The 19,138-nt window shown below is 43.8% G+C and carries 19 protein-coding genes; 9 read left to right on the top strand and 10 right to left on the bottom strand.

The genetic code is table 11. The features are described from left to right. Positions 1–643: 643 nt before the first annotated feature. A complete protein-coding gene (locus PV763_RS10500) occupies positions 644–937 on the bottom strand; it encodes a hypothetical protein (RefSeq protein ID WP_004647152.1) in 294 nt (97 codons plus the stop codon). Positions 938–1,467: 530 nt separating this feature from the next. Further along, positions 1,468–2,682, bottom strand: a complete 1,215-nt coding sequence (gene tyrS, locus PV763_RS10505; RefSeq protein ID WP_005264466.1) for a tyrosine--tRNA ligase — start codon at positions 2,680–2,682, stop codon at positions 1,468–1,470. 80 nt (positions 2,683–2,762) lie between these two features. Between tyrS and PV763_RS10510 the strand changes: the two genes are divergently transcribed. Next, positions 2,763–3,890 (top strand): anhydro-N-acetylmuramic acid kinase, encoded by a 1,128-nt coding sequence (locus PV763_RS10510; protein ID WP_396470085.1) that lies wholly within the window; start codon positions 2,763–2,765, stop codon positions 3,888–3,890. A 103-nt stretch (positions 3,891–3,993) separates the two neighbouring features. Here the strand turns inward: PV763_RS10510 and PV763_RS10515 are convergent, their stop codons facing one another. The 3 genes from PV763_RS10515 to purE form a co-directional block, all read right to left on the bottom strand. Further along, entirely contained in the window at positions 3,994–5,286 is a 1,293-nt protein-coding gene (locus PV763_RS10515) for a lytic murein transglycosylase (protein WP_219307905.1), read from the bottom strand. 714 nt (positions 5,287–6,000) lie between these two features. After that, positions 6,001–7,122, bottom strand: coding sequence for a 5-(carboxyamino)imidazole ribonucleotide synthase (locus PV763_RS10520; protein ID WP_004281903.1), 1,122 nt, complete (start codon positions 7,120–7,122; stop codon positions 6,001–6,003). A 15-nt stretch (positions 7,123–7,137) separates the two neighbouring features. Next, a complete protein-coding gene (gene purE / locus PV763_RS10525) occupies positions 7,138–7,650 on the bottom strand; it encodes a 5-(carboxyamino)imidazole ribonucleotide mutase (protein ID WP_420937802.1) in 513 nt (170 codons plus the stop codon). Positions 7,651–7,939: 289 nt separating this feature from the next. On the opposite strand from purE, the gene PV763_RS10530 reads away from it, so the two are divergent. Then, positions 7,940–9,220: a DUF2254 domain-containing protein gene (locus PV763_RS10530; protein WP_219307903.1), complete on the top strand. Its 1,281-nt coding sequence runs from the start codon at positions 7,940–7,942 to the stop codon at positions 9,218–9,220. 6 nt (positions 9,221–9,226) lie between these two features. Here the strand turns inward: PV763_RS10530 and PV763_RS10535 are convergent, their stop codons facing one another. Continuing rightward, positions 9,227–9,568 carry a DMT family protein gene (locus PV763_RS10535; RefSeq protein ID WP_219310104.1) on the bottom strand — a complete coding sequence of 114 codons (342 nt, stop codon included), beginning with the start codon at positions 9,566–9,568 and terminating at the stop codon, positions 9,227–9,229. A 242-nt stretch (positions 9,569–9,810) separates the two neighbouring features. Between PV763_RS10535 and mpl the strand changes: the two genes are divergently transcribed. Both mpl and PV763_RS10545 read left to right on the top strand, forming a co-directional pair. Next, positions 9,811–11,175, top strand: coding sequence for a UDP-N-acetylmuramate:L-alanyl-gamma-D-glutamyl-meso-diaminopimelate ligase (gene mpl / locus PV763_RS10540; RefSeq protein WP_219307901.1), 1,365 nt, complete (start codon positions 9,811–9,813; stop codon positions 11,173–11,175). A 359-nt stretch (positions 11,176–11,534) separates the two neighbouring features. Continuing rightward, complete coding sequence (locus tag PV763_RS10545) at positions 11,535–12,617, top strand: zinc-dependent alcohol dehydrogenase family protein (RefSeq protein ID WP_219307897.1); 1,083 nt, start codon at positions 11,535–11,537, stop codon at positions 12,615–12,617. Between the two features lie 62 nt (positions 12,618–12,679). Here PV763_RS10545 and PV763_RS10550 read toward each other — a convergent pair whose 3' ends face one another. Beyond that, on the bottom strand, positions 12,680–13,153 hold the full coding sequence (locus PV763_RS10550) for a BLUF domain-containing protein (protein ID WP_219307895.1): 474 nt from the start codon (positions 13,151–13,153) through the stop codon (positions 12,680–12,682). 196 nt (positions 13,154–13,349) lie between these two features. Between PV763_RS10550 and PV763_RS10555 the strand changes: the two genes are divergently transcribed. Continuing rightward, positions 13,350–13,697 (top strand): hypothetical protein, encoded by a 348-nt coding sequence (locus tag PV763_RS10555; RefSeq protein ID WP_219307893.1) that lies wholly within the window; start codon positions 13,350–13,352, stop codon positions 13,695–13,697. Here PV763_RS10555 and PV763_RS10560 read toward each other — a convergent pair. Further along, positions 13,690–13,980: a GNAT family N-acetyltransferase gene (locus PV763_RS10560; RefSeq protein WP_005108225.1), complete on the bottom strand. Its 291-nt coding sequence runs from the start codon at positions 13,978–13,980 to the stop codon at positions 13,690–13,692. The two genes, PV763_RS10555 and PV763_RS10560, sit on opposite strands and share 8 nt — an antisense overlap. A 31-nt stretch (positions 13,981–14,011) precedes the next feature. Beyond that, complete coding sequence (locus PV763_RS10565; protein ID WP_219307891.1) at positions 14,012–14,290, bottom strand: GNAT family N-acetyltransferase; 279 nt, start codon at positions 14,288–14,290, stop codon at positions 14,012–14,014. Between the two features lie 155 nt (positions 14,291–14,445). Between PV763_RS10565 and PV763_RS10570 the strand changes: the two genes are divergently transcribed. Both PV763_RS10570 and PV763_RS10575 read left to right on the top strand, forming a co-directional pair. Continuing rightward, the gene (locus tag PV763_RS10570; protein WP_420937803.1) at positions 14,446–15,639 is read left to right on the top strand and encodes a sugar transporter; all 1,194 of its coding nucleotides are present in this window, start codon (positions 14,446–14,448) and stop codon (positions 15,637–15,639) included. A gap of 331 nt (positions 15,640–15,970) precedes the next feature. Beyond that, on the top strand, positions 15,971–16,936 hold the full coding sequence (locus tag PV763_RS10575) for a TerC family protein (RefSeq protein ID WP_004647138.1): 966 nt from the start codon (positions 15,971–15,973) through the stop codon (positions 16,934–16,936). 40 nt (positions 16,937–16,976) lie between these two features. Here PV763_RS10575 and PV763_RS10580 read toward each other — a convergent pair whose 3' ends face one another. Beyond that, a complete protein-coding gene (locus PV763_RS10580) occupies positions 16,977–17,549 on the bottom strand; it encodes a nucleotidyltransferase family protein (protein WP_420937804.1) in 573 nt (190 codons plus the stop codon). A gap of 98 nt (positions 17,550–17,647) precedes the next feature. Here PV763_RS10580 and guaD point away from each other — a divergent pair, with 98 nt between their 5' ends. Together guaD and PV763_RS10590 are read left to right on the top strand one after the other, a co-directional pair. Beyond that, a complete protein-coding gene (guaD, locus tag PV763_RS10585) occupies positions 17,648–18,976 on the top strand; it encodes a guanine deaminase (protein WP_420937805.1) in 1,329 nt (442 codons plus the stop codon). Then, positions 18,951–19,076, top strand: coding sequence for a hypothetical protein (locus tag PV763_RS10590; protein WP_276534081.1), 126 nt, complete (start codon positions 18,951–18,953; stop codon positions 19,074–19,076). The genes guaD and PV763_RS10590 overlap by 26 nt, the downstream gene beginning before the upstream one ends. Positions 19,077–19,138 lie beyond the last annotated feature (62 nt).

A 19,138-nucleotide genomic window follows, 5' to 3' on the forward strand; every position in this document is an offset into this window, starting at 1 on the left:
CAATCAATGAAAATAATTTCGATCGATCAACCAGTAAAAATCCACACAAGTTGTTCTTCATAATCTCTTAATGATCTCTCTAACACCTCGTCAGTGCTAGAAGCTGGACTTCGATAAACTTAACAACTCCGCCATTCTGCTTCGTTCGTTTCCGTCTATCTCGTCGGTATGGGTGCATTCTAGAGGATTTTAGAATCATTGCAACCCCCAATTCACTATATTTTTCACGTATGTCTTTTTTTTCTACAAAAATTGCTAAAAAATCGCTTTTTTATCTAATTTTTAAGCGTTTTTATTTAATAAATGCACTAAACACGTCATTTTATTTTTATAACTGAAAATTCATTTAGACCTAAAAGCTATCACAATAATCGTTAAAATAGTATTTTTAGCCTTTTAACATTGAAATCTTGTCTTTTATTTAAATTAGCACGTCAAAAGAAAACCAAAATTAATCTATCTCGCTCAGTAAGCCGATCTAAATCCTAGACTCCTTAATTTGTGAGTTATTTTTTACGTAAAAAGCTTTTATAAAAGCCTATTCTTGGGCTGCTATATAAAAGAAGTATTCATTTTTAGTTTTCGAATCCCAAAACCATGCGTAGATCACTTATATATAGAAGATAAAGTCTGTTATTTTGCATTAAGCGACTTTTTCCTGCTGTTGCTGTCCACGCCAATGTTGCATGACCTCTACAATCATGTCTTTCTTACCCTGATAATCCTCGGCAATAAAGAATAATTTCGCGCGTCGCGGTAACTGCTCTTCAATCAGGGAAAATAGAAAGTAATGCGCGGCCAGATCAAGCTGCATAAATAAAGTATAGACAGATCCATAGAGTTGCTGTTTTTGTTCGACTGGCTGGTATTCAAATAAGAACCGTAATATGCAATCAATTTGTTCATCAAAAATATTTTCTGTTGGAAAGCGATACATTCAATCACCTCTGCTTTAATTTTTTATGTTTTGCTCTTTTTTCACAGTCAATTGAAATGAACTCATTCTTAGAGGTCATTCACCTAAGCCCAATTTGCTAGTTAATTTTAAGTTTAGTTGCTCAACGACAAGAGTGGGCATGCAGATTTATATCTTGATTACGCAATCAGAATAAATAAAAAAGGAAGAGATCTCTCCCAAAATCTCCTCCTTACAATTGAATCTTTACCCGATCCATTATGTCATTATTATAGTTATTCGCTTTAAAGCTTTTAAAAAGAGCCTCTTGGAAAAGAGACTTTCTCAGTTGTGGAGTACTATTATTTTTACTACCCTCTAGATGCTCTAAACGAATTCTCTAGATGAATAAATCCTATACATAATAAAGATGAAAAGCAAGTGATTTGGGAAAAATTAACTCTTGTTTTCATAGGGTTTTTTTTGACTTTACTTATTTGATTTTTAAATATAGAACATCAACAAAAAAAGCAGACCGAAGCCTGCTTTTATTTCAATAACTTATCCGCTTTTTAGTCAACAAAAGTGACTTTAGCGATTGCTTTTTTACTGGCCTGAACAATCAAAGTCACGTTCTCTTTCACAGAATAGGTCGTATCTACCGTCTGCCAATCCACTTTCACTGCACCACGGCCTAATGCATCCTTAGCTTGAGCTGCATTTTTGGTTAAGCCTGCTTCACGTAAAATCGAGGTAATAAAGATTTCACCACCAAACTCGCCACGTGAAATGGTCACTTCTGGCGTGCCTTCGGGTAATTCACCTTCAGTAATGATATTACCCGCGCCTTTGTGGGCATTGGCAGCCGCTTCTGTACCATGGAAACGCTCGACCAGCTCCAACGCAAGAATCTTTTTCACTTCTTGAGGATTACGGCCTTCTGCCACTTCTTTTAATAACTGTTGAATTTCTTCAATGGTTTTAAAGCTGAGCAGATCAAAATAACGCTCAATCAATGCATCCGGCATTGAAAGCACTTTCTGGTACATCGCGCCCGGTGCATCAAATACACCAATATAGTTACCTAAAGATTTAGACATCTTGTTGACGCCATCTAAACCCTCAAGGATTGGCACTGTGATACAGACTTGTGCTTCTTGGTTATAACGACCTTGTAAGGTACGACCCATCAACAGGTTAAAGGTTTGGTCTGTACCACCCAATTCAACATCTGCTTCCAGCGCAACAGAGTCATAGCCTTGTACCAATGGGTACAAAAATTCATGAATCGCAATTGGCTGCTGGTTGTTATAACGCTTGGTGAAGTCATCACGTTCAAGCATACGCGCAACCGTTTGCTGTGATGCCAATTGAATTAAATCAGCCGCAGTTTTTTGTGCAAACCATTCCGAGTTAAACACCACTTTGGTTTTGTTGGGATCAAGAATTTTAAATACTTGTTCTTGATATGTTTTAGCATTCTCTAAAACCTGTTCACGTGACAATGGTGGACGTGTTGCGCTCTTGCCGGTCGGGTCACCGATCATCGCAGTATAGTCACCGATCAGAAACAATACTTCATGACCCAAATCCTGGAATACTTTTAACTTATTAATGAGAACCGTGTGGCCCAAGTGCAAATCAGGCGCAGTCGGGTCAAAACCCGCTTTAATTTTTAATGGACGATTCAATTTTAATTTCTTGAGAAGATCTTCTTCAGAAATAATTTCGTGGGTGCCTCGTTGAATGAGGGCAAGTTGTTCTTCAGCCGGCAGGAAATTTGACATCACAAAATCCAATACATCAGTTACTCAATTTGTGCGATATACTAACACTTTTTCAGCATATTGCAGGCTTAAGAATAACCATGACAGCGATCTATATTGGGGTAATGACCGGCACGAGCATGGATGGTGTCGATATTGTTGCTGCTTCTTTTGATCCACTCCAGCTTCACGCCACACTCACTTTGGCATTTGATCCTGACCTTCGGGATGAACTGATGGCACTGACTTTGCCTGATGACAATGAAATTGACCGCATGGGTAAGGCCGATGTTGCACTGGCACAAATGATTGGTCATGGTATTAATGCGCTGATTGAAAAAAATAACCTCGATAAATCCAGAATTAAGGCGATTGGCTCGCATGGCCAGACCATCCGGCATCGTCCTGAACATGGCTTCACCCTGCAAATTGGTGACCCGAACATCATTACTGAAATTACCCAGATTCCGGTGATTTCAGATTTCCGTCGTCGTGATCTGGCGGCAGGTGGTCAGGGAGCACCTTTAGTTCCGGCATTTCATCAGGATATTTTCCAGCATGACAGCATTCACCGGGTAATTTTAAATCTGGGTGGCATTGCCAATGTCAGCCTGCTGCCTGCCGGGAAGCCTGAAGAGGTTTATGGTTTTGATACCGGACCGGCCAATATCTTGATGGATGCCTGGTGTGCCCGTTATACCGGTCAGCCTTTTGATGAAAATGGTAACTGGGCAGCCTATGGCACCCCGATTCGCAGTTTACTCGATCGCTTGCAGTCACACGAATTCTTCTCCAAAGAACCTCCGAAAAGTACTGGTCGTGAAGATTTCAACCTGGAATGGCTGGATGAACAGATTGCTGACTGGCGCAATGACCTGCAATACGATGAACTGGAAGATACCCCGGAAAATGTACAGGCGACTTTATTAAAGCTCACCACCCGTGCCATTAAAAAAGCCATTTACCGCTCCGGCATGGATACCGGACAGGTTTTTGTTTGCGGTGGTGGTGCCTACAACTCACATTTACTGGAGCAGTTGCGCTGGCGCCTGCGCAAACATGAATGGAGCGTACAGACTACCGCCGATCTGGGCCTCAGTCCGACCTGGGTAGAAGCTACTGCCTTTGCCTGGCTGGCCATGCGTTTTATGAACCAGCTGAATGGTAACTTGCCTGCAGTCACTGGTGCCGCTGGCTATCGCGTCCTCGGCACCATTACTGCTGTTTAAATTCAGCGAATTACTATTATCTTGCATGACTATAATAGCTACTCAAAAACAGTCATCACAAAAGGTCTGCATGAATGCAGACCTTTTTTCGTTTTCAATATTTTTATTGCATCATGCGTTTGGCATTTTCATTTCTAAAAGCACGCAGAATCTGCTGACCGGCACGACCTGTAGGACTTAAGCCCAAACGCTGCTGTTCCTGACGAATCGCCTGACGGGTTTTATCTCCAATTAGACCATCCACTGCACCAATATCATAGCCACGGTTTAACAGAAATTGCTGGATCTCACGACGTTCTGCACGCGAAGTTCCCGGATCATCAGTAGGCCATGTGGCCGCAAAGCTACCTTTACCCTGCAAACGGTCTGATAAATGGGCAATGGCCAAGGCATAACTTTCTGCCGCGTTATAGCTATAAATGGCATCGAAGTTTTTAAATACTAAAAATACTGGGCCATTCGATCCTGCAGGTGCAAGCAATCCGGCTTGAGAGGATTGCGATAAATTTCCTTGAATCAATGCCGAACCATCGGCACGAACTACACCTTGATTAATCCAACTACTTAGCGATTTTTTATTGCGACGGCCTTCACCGGAAATCGACATGCCTTGCGGGATCTTGACTTCAAAGCCCCAAGGTTGTCCGCTCTGCCAGCCACGCTTACTTAAAAAGTTGGCGGTCGATGCCAGTGCATCCGGAATACTTGAAACCAGATCACGTCGTCCATCACCATCAAAATCAACTGCAAGCTCATCATAAGTCGATGGCATAAACTGGGTATGACCAAACGCGCCTGCCCAGGAACCCTTTAATTGTTCTTCGCGCACATCACCACGCTGTAACAGTTTCATGGTGGTAAAAAACTCACCGCGGAAATAACTCTGGCGACGACCTTCACAGCTCAAAGTCCCCAAAGCCTGTAATAAAGGATATTTCCCGGAAATATCGCCAAAATTACTCTCGACGCCCCAGACCGCAACCACCGTTTCTGCAGGTACACCATAGGTGGCAGCAACACGATTGAGCACCTCACGATGTTGCTGTAATTTTTGCCGGCCGAGCTGAACCCGCTCTTCATCCACCAAACCAGACAAATAATCCCAAATTGGGGTAGAAAATTCAGGCTGGTAATTCAGGCGTTCAATCACTGAATAATCCGGGTTTAAGTTCTGGGTATAACGATCATAGGTACTGCCGCTTACACCTCTAGCAACAGCTTGACTGCGCAAATTAGCGAGACAGTTTTGAAAATTATTTTGGGAGGCATAATTCGGGATATTTGAACTAGAGGTCAAATCAGTCGGCGTGACACGTTGACCATTAATAATAAGTTCAGCCTGTGCCTGTGAAGCAGCCAAGACCACAGAACCAATAAAAAGTGCAAGCCGTTGCATAAGACCCTTGAATATTTAGATTTTGAATTATGCTTCTACCTTAGCAGCTCATGATGAAAATTAAAGCGCCAATGCGTAAATTTAAATTCATAATTCCTACACTTTTAAATTCATTTTGTAATCTTTAAATTTAAACACGAGTTATCCACAAGCTTGTTTTAAATTCAAATCAGCAGGATTTTTAAATTTAAATTCAAAACATTTGGAATTATTTTTGAATTTAAAAAATTACTGGGGATAACTTGTTTCAGGAAAAGCGAGTCACGATCATCAACATGCTCTAATTACACTCGTTTTTGTTTTAAATTCATTTGAATAATGAGCTAATATTTTTAAATTCAAAAACTTTGAATTCATTTATCCAGTTTTAAATTTGAATTCATATTTTTTGAATTTAAAAGCGCAAGTTTAAATTCAAAGTGCGATTTAAATTTGAATTTATTTTTATGAATTTAAATTCAAAACTGCTTTCCAGTTTTAAATTCAAACTTTGATTTCAAGCTTATCTACAAGTGAATATGGCAAAATTCAGCTGTAAAAAAGGTTTTATTGGATTGTTATATTTATACTCAATTGATCAGTTTATAAGCAATTGATTTAAAAACTGATCCGACCAATGGCAGGTATTTTTGAAGAGGCGCAATCATGCCTGAAAGCAGACAAATAAAAAAGCGATCACCAAAGTGATCGCTTTTTTTATCAGCAAGTTAAAGCCTAGATGGTCATATCTTCGCTCAATGCCAATGGATTCGGTAAAATTTTCGCCAGTTGGCGGCAAAGTACAGACAATTGCGCGCTGTCATTTGGCATCAGGGTAATGTGACCAATCTTGCGGCCTTCGCGCTCTGACTTATTGTAAAGATGCAAATGTGCACCTTCCAGAGCAAGTACATCTGCAGATTTCGGATGCTGACCAATGATGTTCACCAAGACAGTTGGGCGGATCACTTCAGTTGAACCTAAAGGTAAACCTGCCACGGCACGCACATGGTTTTCAAACTGCGAACATACTGCACCTTCAATCGACCAGTGACCCGAGTTATGCACACGTGGTGCCATCTCGTTGGCATATAGGCCATTGTCTGTCACAAACAGCTCAAGGGTCAGCACACCGACATAGTTCAGATGATTCAGCAGGCGAGTGATGTATTCTTGTGCTACCGGCTGCAAGTCAGTACTGTCCGGTGCTGGCACAATCGAGTGCGACAGAATGCCGTCATGATGATGATTTTCCGCCAATGGCCAGGTTTTTACATCACCATCTTGGCCGCGTACTGCAATGATTGAAACTTCACGCGAGAAAGTCACGAAACTTTCAGCAATCAGTTCACCCGCAGGGCCCAATTCTGCCCAGGCCTGATCCATCTGATCGGCCGAACGTAAAACAAATTGACCTTTGCCATCATAACCGCCACGCGAAGTTTTCAGTACGATCGGCAAGCCCAGTTCAGCTACAGCAGCCTGTAAGCTTTCCAGTGAAGTGACCGCTTTGTACGGTGCAACCGGAATAGCCAGTTCATCAAACAAGGCTTTTTCAGACAGACGATGCTGGGCAATCGCCAAAGCCTGACGCGGCGGATGCAGTTGCTTGCTTTGCGTCAGTACATCAACATCTGCAAGTGGCGTATTTTCAAACTCAAGGCTAAATACATCTGCACTGTTAATAAAGTCTTGCAGACCATTTTCAGCTTGGCTCGAAATCACCGGACCCAAAGCAGCAGAAGGACAGTCTGTGCTGGCTTCAAAAAATGTACATTGAATATTTAATGGAAGTGCCGCTTGCGCCATCATACGACCCAGCTGACCGCCACCAAAAATACCGATGGTTTTATCCATAATCTGTATCTCGACTTAAGCCTGGCCTGGAATATTGTTACTTGCGACTTTATCTGTTTGCGCTACACGGAAATCTGCAACATTTTTTGCGATCTCTGGACGCGTCAAACCCAGAATTTGCGCCGCCATAATGGCAGCATTGGTTGCACCGGCAGGACCGATGGCCAAGGTACCGACTGCAATACCGGCTGGCATTTGCACAATAGACAGCAATGAATCAACACCGTTTAAAATCGAAGATTTCACAGGTACACCCAAAACTGGCAGATCAGTTTTTGCCGCACACATCCCCGGTAAATGCGCTGCGCCACCTGCACCAGCAATAATCACCTGAATACCACGATCACGCGCTTGCTCGGCATATTCAAACAGGCGGTCTGGAGTACGATGTGCAGAAACAACTTCGGCTTCAAATGGGACACCAAGCTGCTTGAGCATATTGGCAGTGTGTTCGAGAGTTGCCCAATCTGATTGAGAACCCATGATAATACCTACGAGAGGAGTATCTTGTGCAGCAGCCGCATTCATTGCAAATTTTCCAGAGATTAAAGTGAGAAAAGATAAATCTCGACGAGAGAGCCAAGCTTGAATAGGAGTACTCATTATAGACTGAAATTGATTTGGTCTAAAGTTCAGCTCAACAATTAAGAATTAAAATTATCTGTTTGGAAAATAGTCGAAAATAAAAAGATAATTTTGTGGCTAAAAATACAAAAATAGGACATACATCACATTAAAAAAAGTATAACTATCAAGATAAAACTTTTTTGCAATGAATAACTTAATACTAAAATCTATACATTGGCAGGGCATTTTTATGTGGTACAAACTAAAAATCTGGCTACAGAACCCCTCAGAAAACTTATGGCTGATGCCAGCCCTTGGCGCCCTCTTTGCGACCTTTTTCTCGCTGTTTGCAATCGCCAGTCGCTATTTCATCCCGACCAGCACTGTTCCCAATATCAGTATTGAAACCCTGAGCAGCCTGCTAGATATTATTGCCTCCAGCATGCTGGCAGTCACCACTTTTTCCCTGTCGATTATGGTCGCAGCCTTTGCATCTGCCTCATCCAGCGGGACACCACGTGCCTATCAGCTGATGATGAGTGATGACAATACCCGCCTTGCCATCAGCAGTTTTATCTCGGCTTTTATTTATGCCGTGATTGCCAAGATTGCGCTCGGGCTTGGCTATTATGGTTCTGCAGGCAGATTTGTACTGTTTATCAGTACCATTCTGGTATTGATGTACCTGATTTATATCCTGATTCGCTGGGTACACACCCTGTCGCAACTAGGCAACCTCACCACCACCATTCACAAAATTGAAGTCGCTGCTTCTACCGCCTTGGCGGAGTTTCGACATCAGCCGAATTTTGGTGCCACCGGACAACGCCCAGAGCAAGCAGTTGCCTTTCGTGTTTTTAGTACCCAGACCGGCTATTTCACCAATTTTAATAGTGAAGGACTGGAGCAACTGGCCGTCAGCCAGCAGCTGCATATCCATCTTCCCCAGCTACCCGGAAAATTTCTGGATCCAATGACGGCACTGGCAGAGGTATATAGCGACCGCGATTTCAGCCCGGAACAGCAGCAGGAGATCCGAAACTCCATTTTGAATCATGTAATCATTGAAACCAATCGCAGCTTTTTACAGGACCCACGTTTTGGTGTAGTGGTGATGAGCGAAGTAGGGCAGAAGGCGATGTCTCCCGCAGTGAACGATGTTGGATCAGCGATTAATGCCGTTGATGCCTTAACTCGAATCCTGATTGATAGCAAGGCCGCGGAAGATTTACCGGAGCGGGATTGTCCGCATATCAGTGTGGATATCTTTGATTTCGGGGATTTGATTTACAGTAGTTTTGCCCCGATGGCCCGAGATTGTGTGGGCTGTATTGAACTCAATCAGAGAATATTGAAATGTTTAGCGATGATTCAACATAACGTACCCGAACCTGAACTAAAACAGGCTGCAGAAATAATGGCGATTGAATTAATCCAGCGCTGCCTGAATAAACTGGAATTTGAACCGGATCGGCAGAAATTACTTTCCGAATTTAGAAGCCATTTCCCACTGACTCAGCTGAGCCATTAGATTAAGTTAAGGGGTACGGAAGATAAAATAGACGCATCCACACAGACATAAAGCGGCCCAGAGATAATCCAGTTTAAAAGGCTGCTTAAACATGAAAATCATAAAAGGAACGAAGACCAGTAGGGTCACGACTTCCTGGGTGATTTTCATTTGACCGACTGCCAGGCCTTGCTGCGCCAGTAATTTGGTCGCTGGAATCATCAGACTATATTCAAACAGGGCAATGGCCCAGCTGAACAAAATCGCTTGCCAGAGCTGTGCATCATGCGGCAAAAATTTTAAATGCCCATACCAGGCCAGGGTCATAAAACAGTTGGCAATTACCAGAAGAAATAAAGCCGGCAGCATTTGCATGCACTCTGCAAAAAAGTCGAACTTATTTTACGGTTTATTTGGCGAAAAGATATTGCATCGCTTTGAAATTTTCTTTGAATTTATCCGTGAAACAGGATTTAAAAAATCCCACAACAAGGCCAGAATTTTCACTATCTTTTCAGCTAAAGCCTTGCTATCGTTGCTTGCAAATTGAATAAATCATGACAACAGCACCAATATAAAGTGATGGGTCAGACAGGAACGGAGTAAAGTAGATGCATCTGCATATTTTGGGTATTTGTGGCACCTTTATGGGCTCGTTAGCGCTACTTGCACGCGATCTGGGCCACCAGGTAACAGGTTCAGACCTGAATGTGTATCCACCCATGTCGACCCAACTTGAAAATGCGGGCATCACTTTAATGCAGGGTTATGACCGCAGTCATTTACAGCCTCATCCGGATCTGGTGATCGTCGGCAATGCCATGAAGCGTGGTATTGATGCAGTCGAATATATGCTGAATGCAGGTCTGCCTTATATTTCAGGTCCGCAGTTCCTGGCTGATCATGTTCTGCAAGGTAAACACGTGCTGGGTGTCGCCGGAACACATGGTAAAACCACGACCACCACGATGCTGGCTTGGGTACTGGATCAAGCCGGTCTGGAGCCAGGTTTTCTGATTGGCGGTGTGCCATTGGGCTTTTCGGAAAGTGCGCGTCTCGGTGGTGGGAAATATTTCTGTGTCGAAGCCGATGAATATGATTCCGCTTTCTTCGACAAGCGTTCCAAGTTCGTGCATTACCATCCAAAAACAGCAATTTTAAATAACCTGGAATTTGACCATGCCGATATCTTTGATGATCTGGCAGCGATTCAAAAGCAGTTCCATCATTTAGTTCGTACCATTCCAAGTGAAGGCCGGATTATCGCGCCGATTACTGAAAGCAATATTGATGAAGTGCTGGAGCAGGGCTGCTGGACACCTGTAGTGCGCACCAGTCTGGATGCCAACGCAAAATCTGAACTTTATGCCGAACAATTGTCAGCAGATGGTTCACATTTCAAAGTCCTGCAACAGGGCGTTGTCAAAGGCGAAGTACAGTGGAATATGACCGGGCAGCATTCGGTGGCCAATGCCTTGGCCACCATTGCCGCTGCTGAACATGTTGGCGTATCAATTGAAACCGCCTGTGAAGCGCTGTCGAATTTTGGTGGGGTGAAACGCCGTATGGAACTGTTAGGCACTGTTCGTGGTATCGAGGTTTATGATGACTTCGCCCATCATCCGACAGCGATTGATACGACCTTAGAAGGTGCGCGCAAACGTCTGGGTGAACGCAAACTCTGGGCAATTATTGAACCGCGCTCCAATACCATGCGCATGGGTAGTCATAAAGATGGCTTGGCTCATTCAGCACGTCTGGCCGATGAAGTGATCTGGTATCAACCGGAAGGACTGGACTGGGATCTGCAACCGGTCATTGAGGCTGCGCCAAACAAGGCCAAAGTTGCACGCACACTGGATGACATCATTCAGACTGTGGTGGCAGAAGCAGGCGAGGGCGATGCCGTAGTAATTATGTCGAATGGCGGTTTTGGCGGTTTGCATCAGAAGCTGATCACTGTTTTACAAGCATAAAACAGATTTAAGTGAAGTGAAGAAGCCCGCCTAGCGGGCTTTTTTTTAGCGTATTAAAACGTTGATTGAGAAAAAGTGAAGGACTGTTCTGATCCTGCAATCCTATGATTTAAATATTAACCCAAAGAGCAGATTTATCTCTGAACTATCCTTGATGATTTTTTGTTGCAATCTGTACACAAGACTCATTGCAGCACCCTATCACTCAAGGCACAATCGGGAAGAACACAGGTATTTATAGGCCTGAAAGCCAGATCATGAATCAGCCCATCGCTGTCACTGTATAAAAGCAATCGAGGCGTTCATTATTCTCGCTGAGTCAGGTCATTCTCATTCCTCACTCCATTAGGAGATGTGTCATGACAACGATGAAAGCGATGGTCTATTACGGCGCAAATGATATCCGCTTTGAAGACCGTCCAGTTCCCACCATTTTGCATCCCGGCGATGCCATCATTAAACTCGAAAAAGTCACCATCTGTGGTACCGACTTGGGTATCTGGAAAGGTAAAAACCCGGAAATTGAGCAGGAGGCCACACGAAAAGAGGGCAGCTTTAACGGGCGTATTTTAGGTCACGAAGGCATTGGTATTGTGGAAGAAGTCGGTTCCGCCGTGCAGAACTTCAAAAAGGGCGACCGGGTGATTATTTCCTGTGTCAGCCGCTGCGGAACCTGTGAAAACTGCCAGAAACAGCTGTATGCACATTGCCGCAATGAAGGCGGCTGGATCATGGGTTATATGATTGACGGCACCCATGCCGAATATGTACGTACGCCCTTTGCCGATACCTCACTCTATCATTTACCCGAAGGCCTGAATCAAGATGTGGCCGTATTCCTTTCAGATATCCTGCCAACTTCACATGAAATTGGCGTGCAATATGGCGATGTCAAACCGGGCGACAATGTGGCGATTGTCGGAGCAGGACCAATCGGCATGAGCTGTCTGCTCACCGCACAGTTCTATTCACCTGCCAATATTATTATGGTGGATATGGATGATAACCGGCTGGAATTTGCCAAGACTGTCGGCGCAACACATACCATCAACTCTGCTAAAGAAGATGCCATTCAAAAGATCCTAGAGATTACCGATGGACGCGGGGTTGACTGTGCCATTGAAGCAGTAGGGGTAGAACCCACCTGGAATATTTGCCAGCATGTCGTGAAAGAGGGCGGGCATATTGCCAACGTCGGCGTGCATGGTAAACCGGTAAGTTTTGAACTGAACAAACTCTGGATTAAAAACCTGACCATCACCACCGGTCTGGTGAATGCCAATACCACAGGCATGCTGCTGAAAACCTGCTGTTCCGGAAAATTGCCCCTAGAAAAACTGGCGACCCATCATTTTAAATTTGCCGATTTTGAAAAAGCCTATGATGTGTTTAAACATGCCTCCGATGAAAAGGCCTTAAAAGTCATGATTGACATGAGCTAATCCACATCAGACAAAAAAGTCCGCTATGCGGACTTTTTTATTTTCAGCATTTACCCCTCAGATCAGAAATAGGGGACATAACCACGCTGCTTATAGCCTTTTGGCGATGCCAGACTGGCCTGATTTTCTTCCAGGCGATACAGTACTTTGAGGAATTCGGCAATTCCTGACTGCTGTAAGGCATGCGGATCAAATTGCTTAAAACCTAAACGTGAAAATAAAGAAGAAATTTCACTGTGTTTATGCACATATTTCATTGACCATTCCGAGAAATGGGACTGCTCTACTATTGCATCTGCAAAACGTAGGACATTGTGATGGCGGAGATCCTGACAAATGCTCTGAAATAAACTTTCCACTACTTCAGCCCGACCTTCAAGGCACTGGAAAAATTTGCCATGGGAATAATACAACACCCCATGAATCTGATGCTGAAGGTTAAACTTCCGGGCAGTGGCTAAAATATCGCTCAAATCTTGTAACAACTCTTGTTCAGATTCTATGCGTTCACTGGCATAGCAAAGCTGTAGCATCATGCCATCTCTCTAGAGGGAAGAATTAAAAACACAATTTAATCAATAATTTTAAATTAAGTCGACTATTTTTTAAGCAAATATCCGTTTTTGCTTACACGGTTTTCAGTTTGCATTTCTGGATTAAACTTTTAACAATAGTGCCTAAATTATTAAACGAATATTTTCATACACCTACCATGAACATGAGGATCACTTGATGTTAAAAGATCTGATTTTAACCCTCGCCTTGTTATGTGTGTGTTTTATCCTGATCATCACTTTAAATAATTGGCATTTCAGCGCTCAAACCAATCTGCTGATCAGTTCAATTTTTATTAGCTGGGCGATTTTGAAATTTGTTGGACATCGTATTTATTTTCATGCCAGTTACCTGCTGATCATGGCAATTTTAGTGATGCTGCAACAGTTTGAAGAAATTTTCTGGGCCATGACCGGCGTGATGGCAGGTTTCGGTTTATATACCCTGTTACAGGTTATATTGATTCCTGCCTTGAAAGAAAAACTGCATTTATCTTTCGGGAAATCCCCTTGGGTAGTTAAATAGCAGTTGCTGCGACATCTGCCAGACTTCGGTCACGTTTAAACATGACATCCACATAAGAACATTGCGGGATGATGGTTAAACTTTTTTCACGGGCAAAATCGACCAGTACATCCAGCATTTTTCGGGCAATACCGTGGCCACGCAGGGAATCATCGACCCAGGTGTGATCGGCAATGATGACGGCATCGCCCCGCCATTGATAAGTGATCTCCGCCAGACGGCGTCCTTGATCTTCCATAAAAAATACACCACCGCGTTTTGAATCTTGATATTTAATTTCCATACGAATCTAAACCTTTGTTATCATTTTAAAATTATAAAACATCATTAAAGCGAGGCTCTCGCTCGAACATGGATTTGGCAAAAGGGCATTTTGGAATAATCCTGATGCCGTGTTCACGGGCAAAATTCACAGCGGCCTCGACTAGATGATGCCCGACGTGCTGTCCGCGTAGGCTGTCATCGACCCAGGTGTGTTCAATCACTAATTGATCTTCATTTACTCTGGAATAACTCATTTCTGCCAGACGTTTTTCATTTGGCTCTACAAACCATAAACCTCCAGTGTCCTGTTGCTGATGCTCAATCAACATGCCGATCCTCTCCTTGTTTTTAAGCCAGACTGACATATTTTTCCCTGCTCTATTGTTAGATTTCTTTTAAAAGATTGTGAATCTGTCCTTCTGACCAATACCGCATTTTGCTCAACAGATTTAAACTGCCGGCCGGTTCTTTTTATCAGATATGTATGTCCAGCTCTTCTTCCACCTCCTCGGTGACACGTCAATGGGTCTGTGTGATTGCTTTAGCCTCTGCTGCCTTTATTTTCAATACCACCGAATTTATCCCGGTGGCACTATTAAGTGATATTGGCGCAAGTTTTTCCATGTCACCGACCCAGGTCGGGTGGATGCTGACGATTTATGCCTGGGTTGTGGCGCTGCTGTCTTTGCCAATGATGTTACTGACCAAAAATATTGAACGGCGCTTTCTGCTAATGGTTTTATTTGCGGTGTTTATTTTCAGTCATGTACTGTCCTATTTTGCCTGGAGCTTTAGCATTCTGGTGCTGAGCCGGATTGGTATTGCCGTGGCACATGCGCTGTTCTGGTCAATTACGGCGTCGCTTGCCGTGCGGGTTGCGCCAAAGGGCAAAGAGTTTCAGGCACTGGGCTTATTGGCTACCGGTACCGCTATGGCCATGGTTCTGGGAATTCCCTTTGGCCGGATGGTCGGGGAGGCCTATGGCTGGCGCAATAGTTTTGCCTTGATTGGGATTGTGGCGAGCGTGGTCTGCGGGCTGCTGGCCAAAACCTTGCCTTTATTGCCAAGTGTCAATTCAGGATCGTTCAGTAGCTTAAAAAGCTTGTTGAAACGTCCCAGCTTGATGCTGGTTTTTGCGCTTACCGTGCTTATGATTAGTGCACAATTTACCGCCTATAGTTACATTGAACCCTTTGCGCTGAATATTGCGCAATTCAGCTCTGCGCAAACCACCAGCTTATTGCTAATTTATGGCGGTGCGGGCCTGATCGGGTCTTATGTATTTGGCCGCTTTGCACCGCATTTTCCCCGACTCACCATTCCGCTATTTACACTCGGGCTAGGGATCTCGCTGCTGTTATTGCTGCCCCTGTCTCAGGGTGTAATTCAGCTCAATAGCCTAGCGTTAATCTGGGGCATCAGCATTATTGGGTTTAGTCTGGCCCTACAAGCCAAGACCTTAAATCTGGCTTCCGATGCGACTGATGTCGCCATGGCGATTTTTTCAGGTTTGTACAATGTCGGGATTGGCGGCGGTGCCTTACTCGGCGGTCTGGTAACGGCACATATCGGATTACATAGTATTGGCTGGGTAGGAGCCATCTTGGCTAGCCTAGGTTTTCTGATCAGCTTATATCTGATTCAGCGTCCGGATTTCTTAGGTAAGAAAGCACCTTGAAGCATGATTTTTGTAAATGAAATTGTAGTCTTAGCAAAAATCTGTCATGCTTGCTGCACATTGAGCTACCGCTCAAACAAAATTTAGTTTGAACAAGGGGAGTAGCCTCCTCCAAGCGTTTAAGAATGAAATTTCAATTTTTAAACGTGTCAGAATATCGTCATTACACTTTGCAAAAAGTCGGTATCTGAGCATCTTGAAGTCACACTTTATATAAAAAAGTGAAACAGTAAGATGTAGGCAAGACCTTGATCATGTTGTTATAGATGTTTTTCATCTGGCAACTGGTCAAGGTTTTTTTATGGCCAGTCGCCCGATGTGGAGAATTCACATGGAAACCATTGGTACGCTCTGGCTGTATCTTGTCTTTTTCGCGATTGTCGCAGTCATGCTGGTAATCGATTTTGTCGGCTTTAAGCATCAGCATGGTCAGGAAGTTAAAGTCCGTACCGCTGCATACTGGAGTATTGCCTGGGTCAGTGTCGCGACTTTATTTGGTGGCGGCTTATGGCTGTATCTGGAACAGACCGCAGGCACGGCAATTGCCAATGCCAAGGTCATGGAATACTTTGCCGGTTATCTGCTGGAAAAATCCCTGGCGATTGATAACGTCTTTGTTTGGCTGATGATCTTCGCGGCCTTTGCCATTCCACCCGCACTGCAACGTAAACTGCTGTTATATGGCGTACTGGGTGCGATTGTACTCAGAACCATCTTTATTTTTATTGGCGCCTGGTTTGTACAGGAATTCTCTTGGATTCTGTATATCTTCGGTGCGTTCCTGGTGTATACCGGCTTCAAATTCCTGCGTGGTCAGCATGAAGAAGACAGCAATATTGAAGATATGGCGATTCTGAAATGGCTACGTAAACATATGCGTATTACCCCGCAACTTCAGGGCGACAAATTCTTTGTCCGTCAAAATGGTTTGCTCTGGGCAACGCCGTTGTTCTTGGTCCTGATCCTGGTTGAAGCCTCTGATGTGATCTTTGCCGTCGATTCTATTCCAGCTATTTTTGCCGTCACCACCGATCCCTTTATTGTCCTTACCGCAAACCTGATGGCGATTTTAGGCCTACGCGCGATGTTCTTCCTGCTCTCGGGCGCAGCCTCAAAAATGCATTATCTGCCTTATGGTCTCGGGATCATTCTGGTCTTTATCGGCTTTAAAATGCTGATGCTGGATGTGTTCCATATGCCGATCTGGATTTCTTTGAGCTTTATTGTGATTGTCCTGACTGTGACCGCGATCTTGTCGATTCGTCATAGCAAGAAATATAACGAAACCACCCTGTAAAAAGTAATCATCAAAAAAGCCTGCATCAGCAGGCTTTTTTTTATTGTTCTATCAGGGATAATTTGGGCCATTTTTGCAAAAACTGTTTGCCCAGCATGCGTTGTTCAAACACGGCATAACTGACTAAATTCGGATTCCAACGCAGCTTTAACTCAAATAAATCTGCTAAACCGAAAGGAGCAATCAACTCCAATTCATCATCTTTCAGGCGCAGTGCCAAGGCCGTGACAGTTTCTGGCCATAATGACAGCGCATGACTAATTGAAGTTAAAGGCTCAATATTTTCATTTTGATCGGTACGATACCACTCATGTACAAAGGCTTGATTAGTCACATCCCAACGGATATCTGGAAAATACTCTTTTAACCGATCTGCAAGTTGCTGTTCTATAACGCGAGCCTGCTCATTTTCATCATAGAAAATCACATCGACCTCAGTATGATTTATTTCATATTCCCATCCATGTAAATGCGCCCAGATCACATGACGTAACACACCCGCTGCGACATAAGCGTCAGAGTGTAATTGTGCTAACTGATGCAAGATGCGCATTAATGTCGGCTGCGCACGTACGATCTGTTGAAATTGATCATAATAATTGGATGGGGTCATAGAAGAATCTGGATCGCTATTTAAATATGAATGTTCATACAAACATGGCAATTTTTTCAGCTACAATCAATCGAAAAAATTAAAAGCGTAGGTTTAAAATGTCTTCTGTAATTGCAACGACAGCGATCCGTGGTCGCTTCCTCGATATTCAGAATACAGTTGCCCAAGCACGTGATATACACGACCAAGTGCGATATGTAGAAGATGGTTTAGTCATCATTCACGAAGGTAAAATCCAGTGGTTTGGTCCTTGGCAAGAAGGGCAGTCACGACTTCCTACCGACCTTGAATTACAACACTATCCAGATCAACTGATTGTTCCCGGATTTATCGACACCCATATTCATTTCCCGCAAACGGAAATGGTCGGGGCTTATGGTGAACAACTGCTGGAATGGTTAAATACCTATACATTCCCCACTGAAATCCAGTTTCAAGATGCATCCTATAGCGAAAAAATTGCCGAATTTTTTGTGCAGGAATTGCTTAAAAACGGCACCACCACTGCCCTGGTCTTTTGTACCGTTCATCCTGAATCCGTAGATGCTTTATTTAATGCCGCAACCACACGCAATATGCGTTTGATCGCAGGTAAAGTCCTGATGGATCGTCATGCACCGGAAGCGCTGACGGATACAGCAGAAACGGCTTATATTGACTCTAAAGCGCTGATTGAAAAGTGGCATGGACAGGGACGGAACCTGTATGCGATTACCCCACGCTTTGCACCGACGTCAACACCTGAACAACTACAAAAAGCCGGGCAGCTCAAAGCCGAATATCCGGATGTCTATGTGCATACCCATTTAAGTGAAAATAAAAATGAAATTGCTTGGGTCAAAGAACTCTTTCCTGAACGTGAAGGTTATCTGGATGTGTATCATCATTATGGTTTAACCGGGAGCAAGTCCGTCTTTGCACATTGTGTGCATCTGGAAGATGAAGAGTGGGATTGTATGCATCAGACCGACTCCGCCATTGCCTTCTGTCCGACCTCAAATCTATTCCTGGGCAGTGGCTTATTTCCCCTGAAAAAAACTTGGGACAAAGGAGTCAAAGTCGGCTTAGGCACAGACATTGGAGCAGGAACATCATTTAATCAGCTGCAAACCCTGAATGAAGCCTATAAGGTGCAGCAGTTACAGGGCGAAAAACTCTCCGCCCTTGAGGCCTTGTATCATGCCACTTTAGGCGGTGCCAAAGCCTTGAGTCTGGATGATCGCCTGGGGAACTTTAATATTGGCAAAGAAGCCGACTTTGTGGTGCTGAATCTCAATGCAACTGCCTTACAGCAGTTACGCCAGAGCAAAGCTAAAAATATTGAAGATGCATTTTTTGCACTGACCATGCTTGGCGATGACCGTAATATTGCAGCCACCTATGTCTATGGAGCAGCCGTTTATGTCAAAGCAGCAGCCAGTGAATAAACCGAAAAAATCCCGCCGTCGCCAATACTTGATCCTGTCTGCAATGGCACTGGGCTGTGTTTTTTTATTGAAACGCGATTCAGCAGCGGCTAAAAAATGATTACATTTACAGCCAGCAAAACAGGTGCATCTCTGCTAGGGATGTATTAAAATTGCGACGTA

The organism is Acinetobacter sp. AS5, assembly GCF_048957595.1.
Classification (GTDB): domain Bacteria; phylum Pseudomonadota; class Gammaproteobacteria; order Pseudomonadales; family Moraxellaceae; genus Acinetobacter.

What these genes read in the sequence shown, in the direction of transcription:
- PV763_RS10590 (WP_276534081.1), top strand. Translation starts at nt 18,951, where the DNA reads ATGTCAAAGCAGCAGCCAGTGAATAAACCGAAAAAATCCCGCCGTCGC.
- guaD (WP_420937805.1), top strand. Translation starts at nt 17,648, where the DNA reads ATGTCTTCTGTAATTGCAACGACAGCGATCCGTGGTCGCTTCCTCGAT.
- PV763_RS10555 (WP_219307893.1), top strand. Translation starts at nt 13,350, where the DNA reads ATGTTAAAAGATCTGATTTTAACCCTCGCCTTGTTATGTGTGTGTTTT.
- purE (WP_420937802.1), bottom strand. Translation starts at nt 7,650, where the DNA reads ATGAATGCGGCTGCTGCACAAGATACTCCTCTCGTAGGTATTATCATG.
- PV763_RS10520 (WP_004281903.1), bottom strand. Translation starts at nt 7,122, where the DNA reads ATGGATAAAACCATCGGTATTTTTGGTGGCGGTCAGCTGGGTCGTATG.
- PV763_RS10580 (WP_420937804.1), bottom strand. Translation starts at nt 17,549, where the DNA reads ATGACCCCATCCAATTATTATGATCAATTTCAACAGATCGTACGTGCG.
- PV763_RS10530 (WP_219307903.1), top strand. Translation starts at nt 7,940, where the DNA reads ATGTGGTACAAACTAAAAATCTGGCTACAGAACCCCTCAGAAAACTTA.
- PV763_RS10565 (WP_219307891.1), bottom strand. Translation starts at nt 14,290, where the DNA reads ATGTTGATTGAGCATCAGCAACAGGACACTGGAGGTTTATGGTTTGTA.
- PV763_RS10500 (WP_004647152.1), bottom strand. Translation starts at nt 937, where the DNA reads ATGTATCGCTTTCCAACAGAAAATATTTTTGATGAACAAATTGATTGC.
- PV763_RS10535 (WP_219310104.1), bottom strand. Translation starts at nt 9,568, where the DNA reads ATGCTGCCGGCTTTATTTCTTCTGGTAATTGCCAACTGTTTTATGACC.
- PV763_RS10510 (WP_396470085.1), top strand. Translation starts at nt 2,763, where the DNA reads ATGACAGCGATCTATATTGGGGTAATGACCGGCACGAGCATGGATGGT.
- PV763_RS10550 (WP_219307895.1), bottom strand. Translation starts at nt 13,153, where the DNA reads ATGATGCTACAGCTTTGCTATGCCAGTGAACGCATAGAATCTGAACAA.
- PV763_RS10515 (WP_219307905.1), bottom strand. Translation starts at nt 5,286, where the DNA reads ATGCAACGGCTTGCACTTTTTATTGGTTCTGTGGTCTTGGCTGCTTCA.
- PV763_RS10545 (WP_219307897.1), top strand. Translation starts at nt 11,535, where the DNA reads ATGACAACGATGAAAGCGATGGTCTATTACGGCGCAAATGATATCCGC.
- PV763_RS10570 (WP_420937803.1), top strand. Translation starts at nt 14,446, where the DNA reads ATGTCCAGCTCTTCTTCCACCTCCTCGGTGACACGTCAATGGGTCTGT.
- PV763_RS10575 (WP_004647138.1), top strand. Translation starts at nt 15,971, where the DNA reads ATGGAAACCATTGGTACGCTCTGGCTGTATCTTGTCTTTTTCGCGATT.
- PV763_RS10560 (WP_005108225.1), bottom strand. Translation starts at nt 13,980, where the DNA reads ATGGAAATTAAATATCAAGATTCAAAACGCGGTGGTGTATTTTTTATG.
- tyrS (WP_005264466.1), bottom strand. Translation starts at nt 2,682, where the DNA reads ATGTCAAATTTCCTGCCGGCTGAAGAACAACTTGCCCTCATTCAACGA.
- mpl (WP_219307901.1), top strand. Translation starts at nt 9,811, where the DNA reads ATGCATCTGCATATTTTGGGTATTTGTGGCACCTTTATGGGCTCGTTA.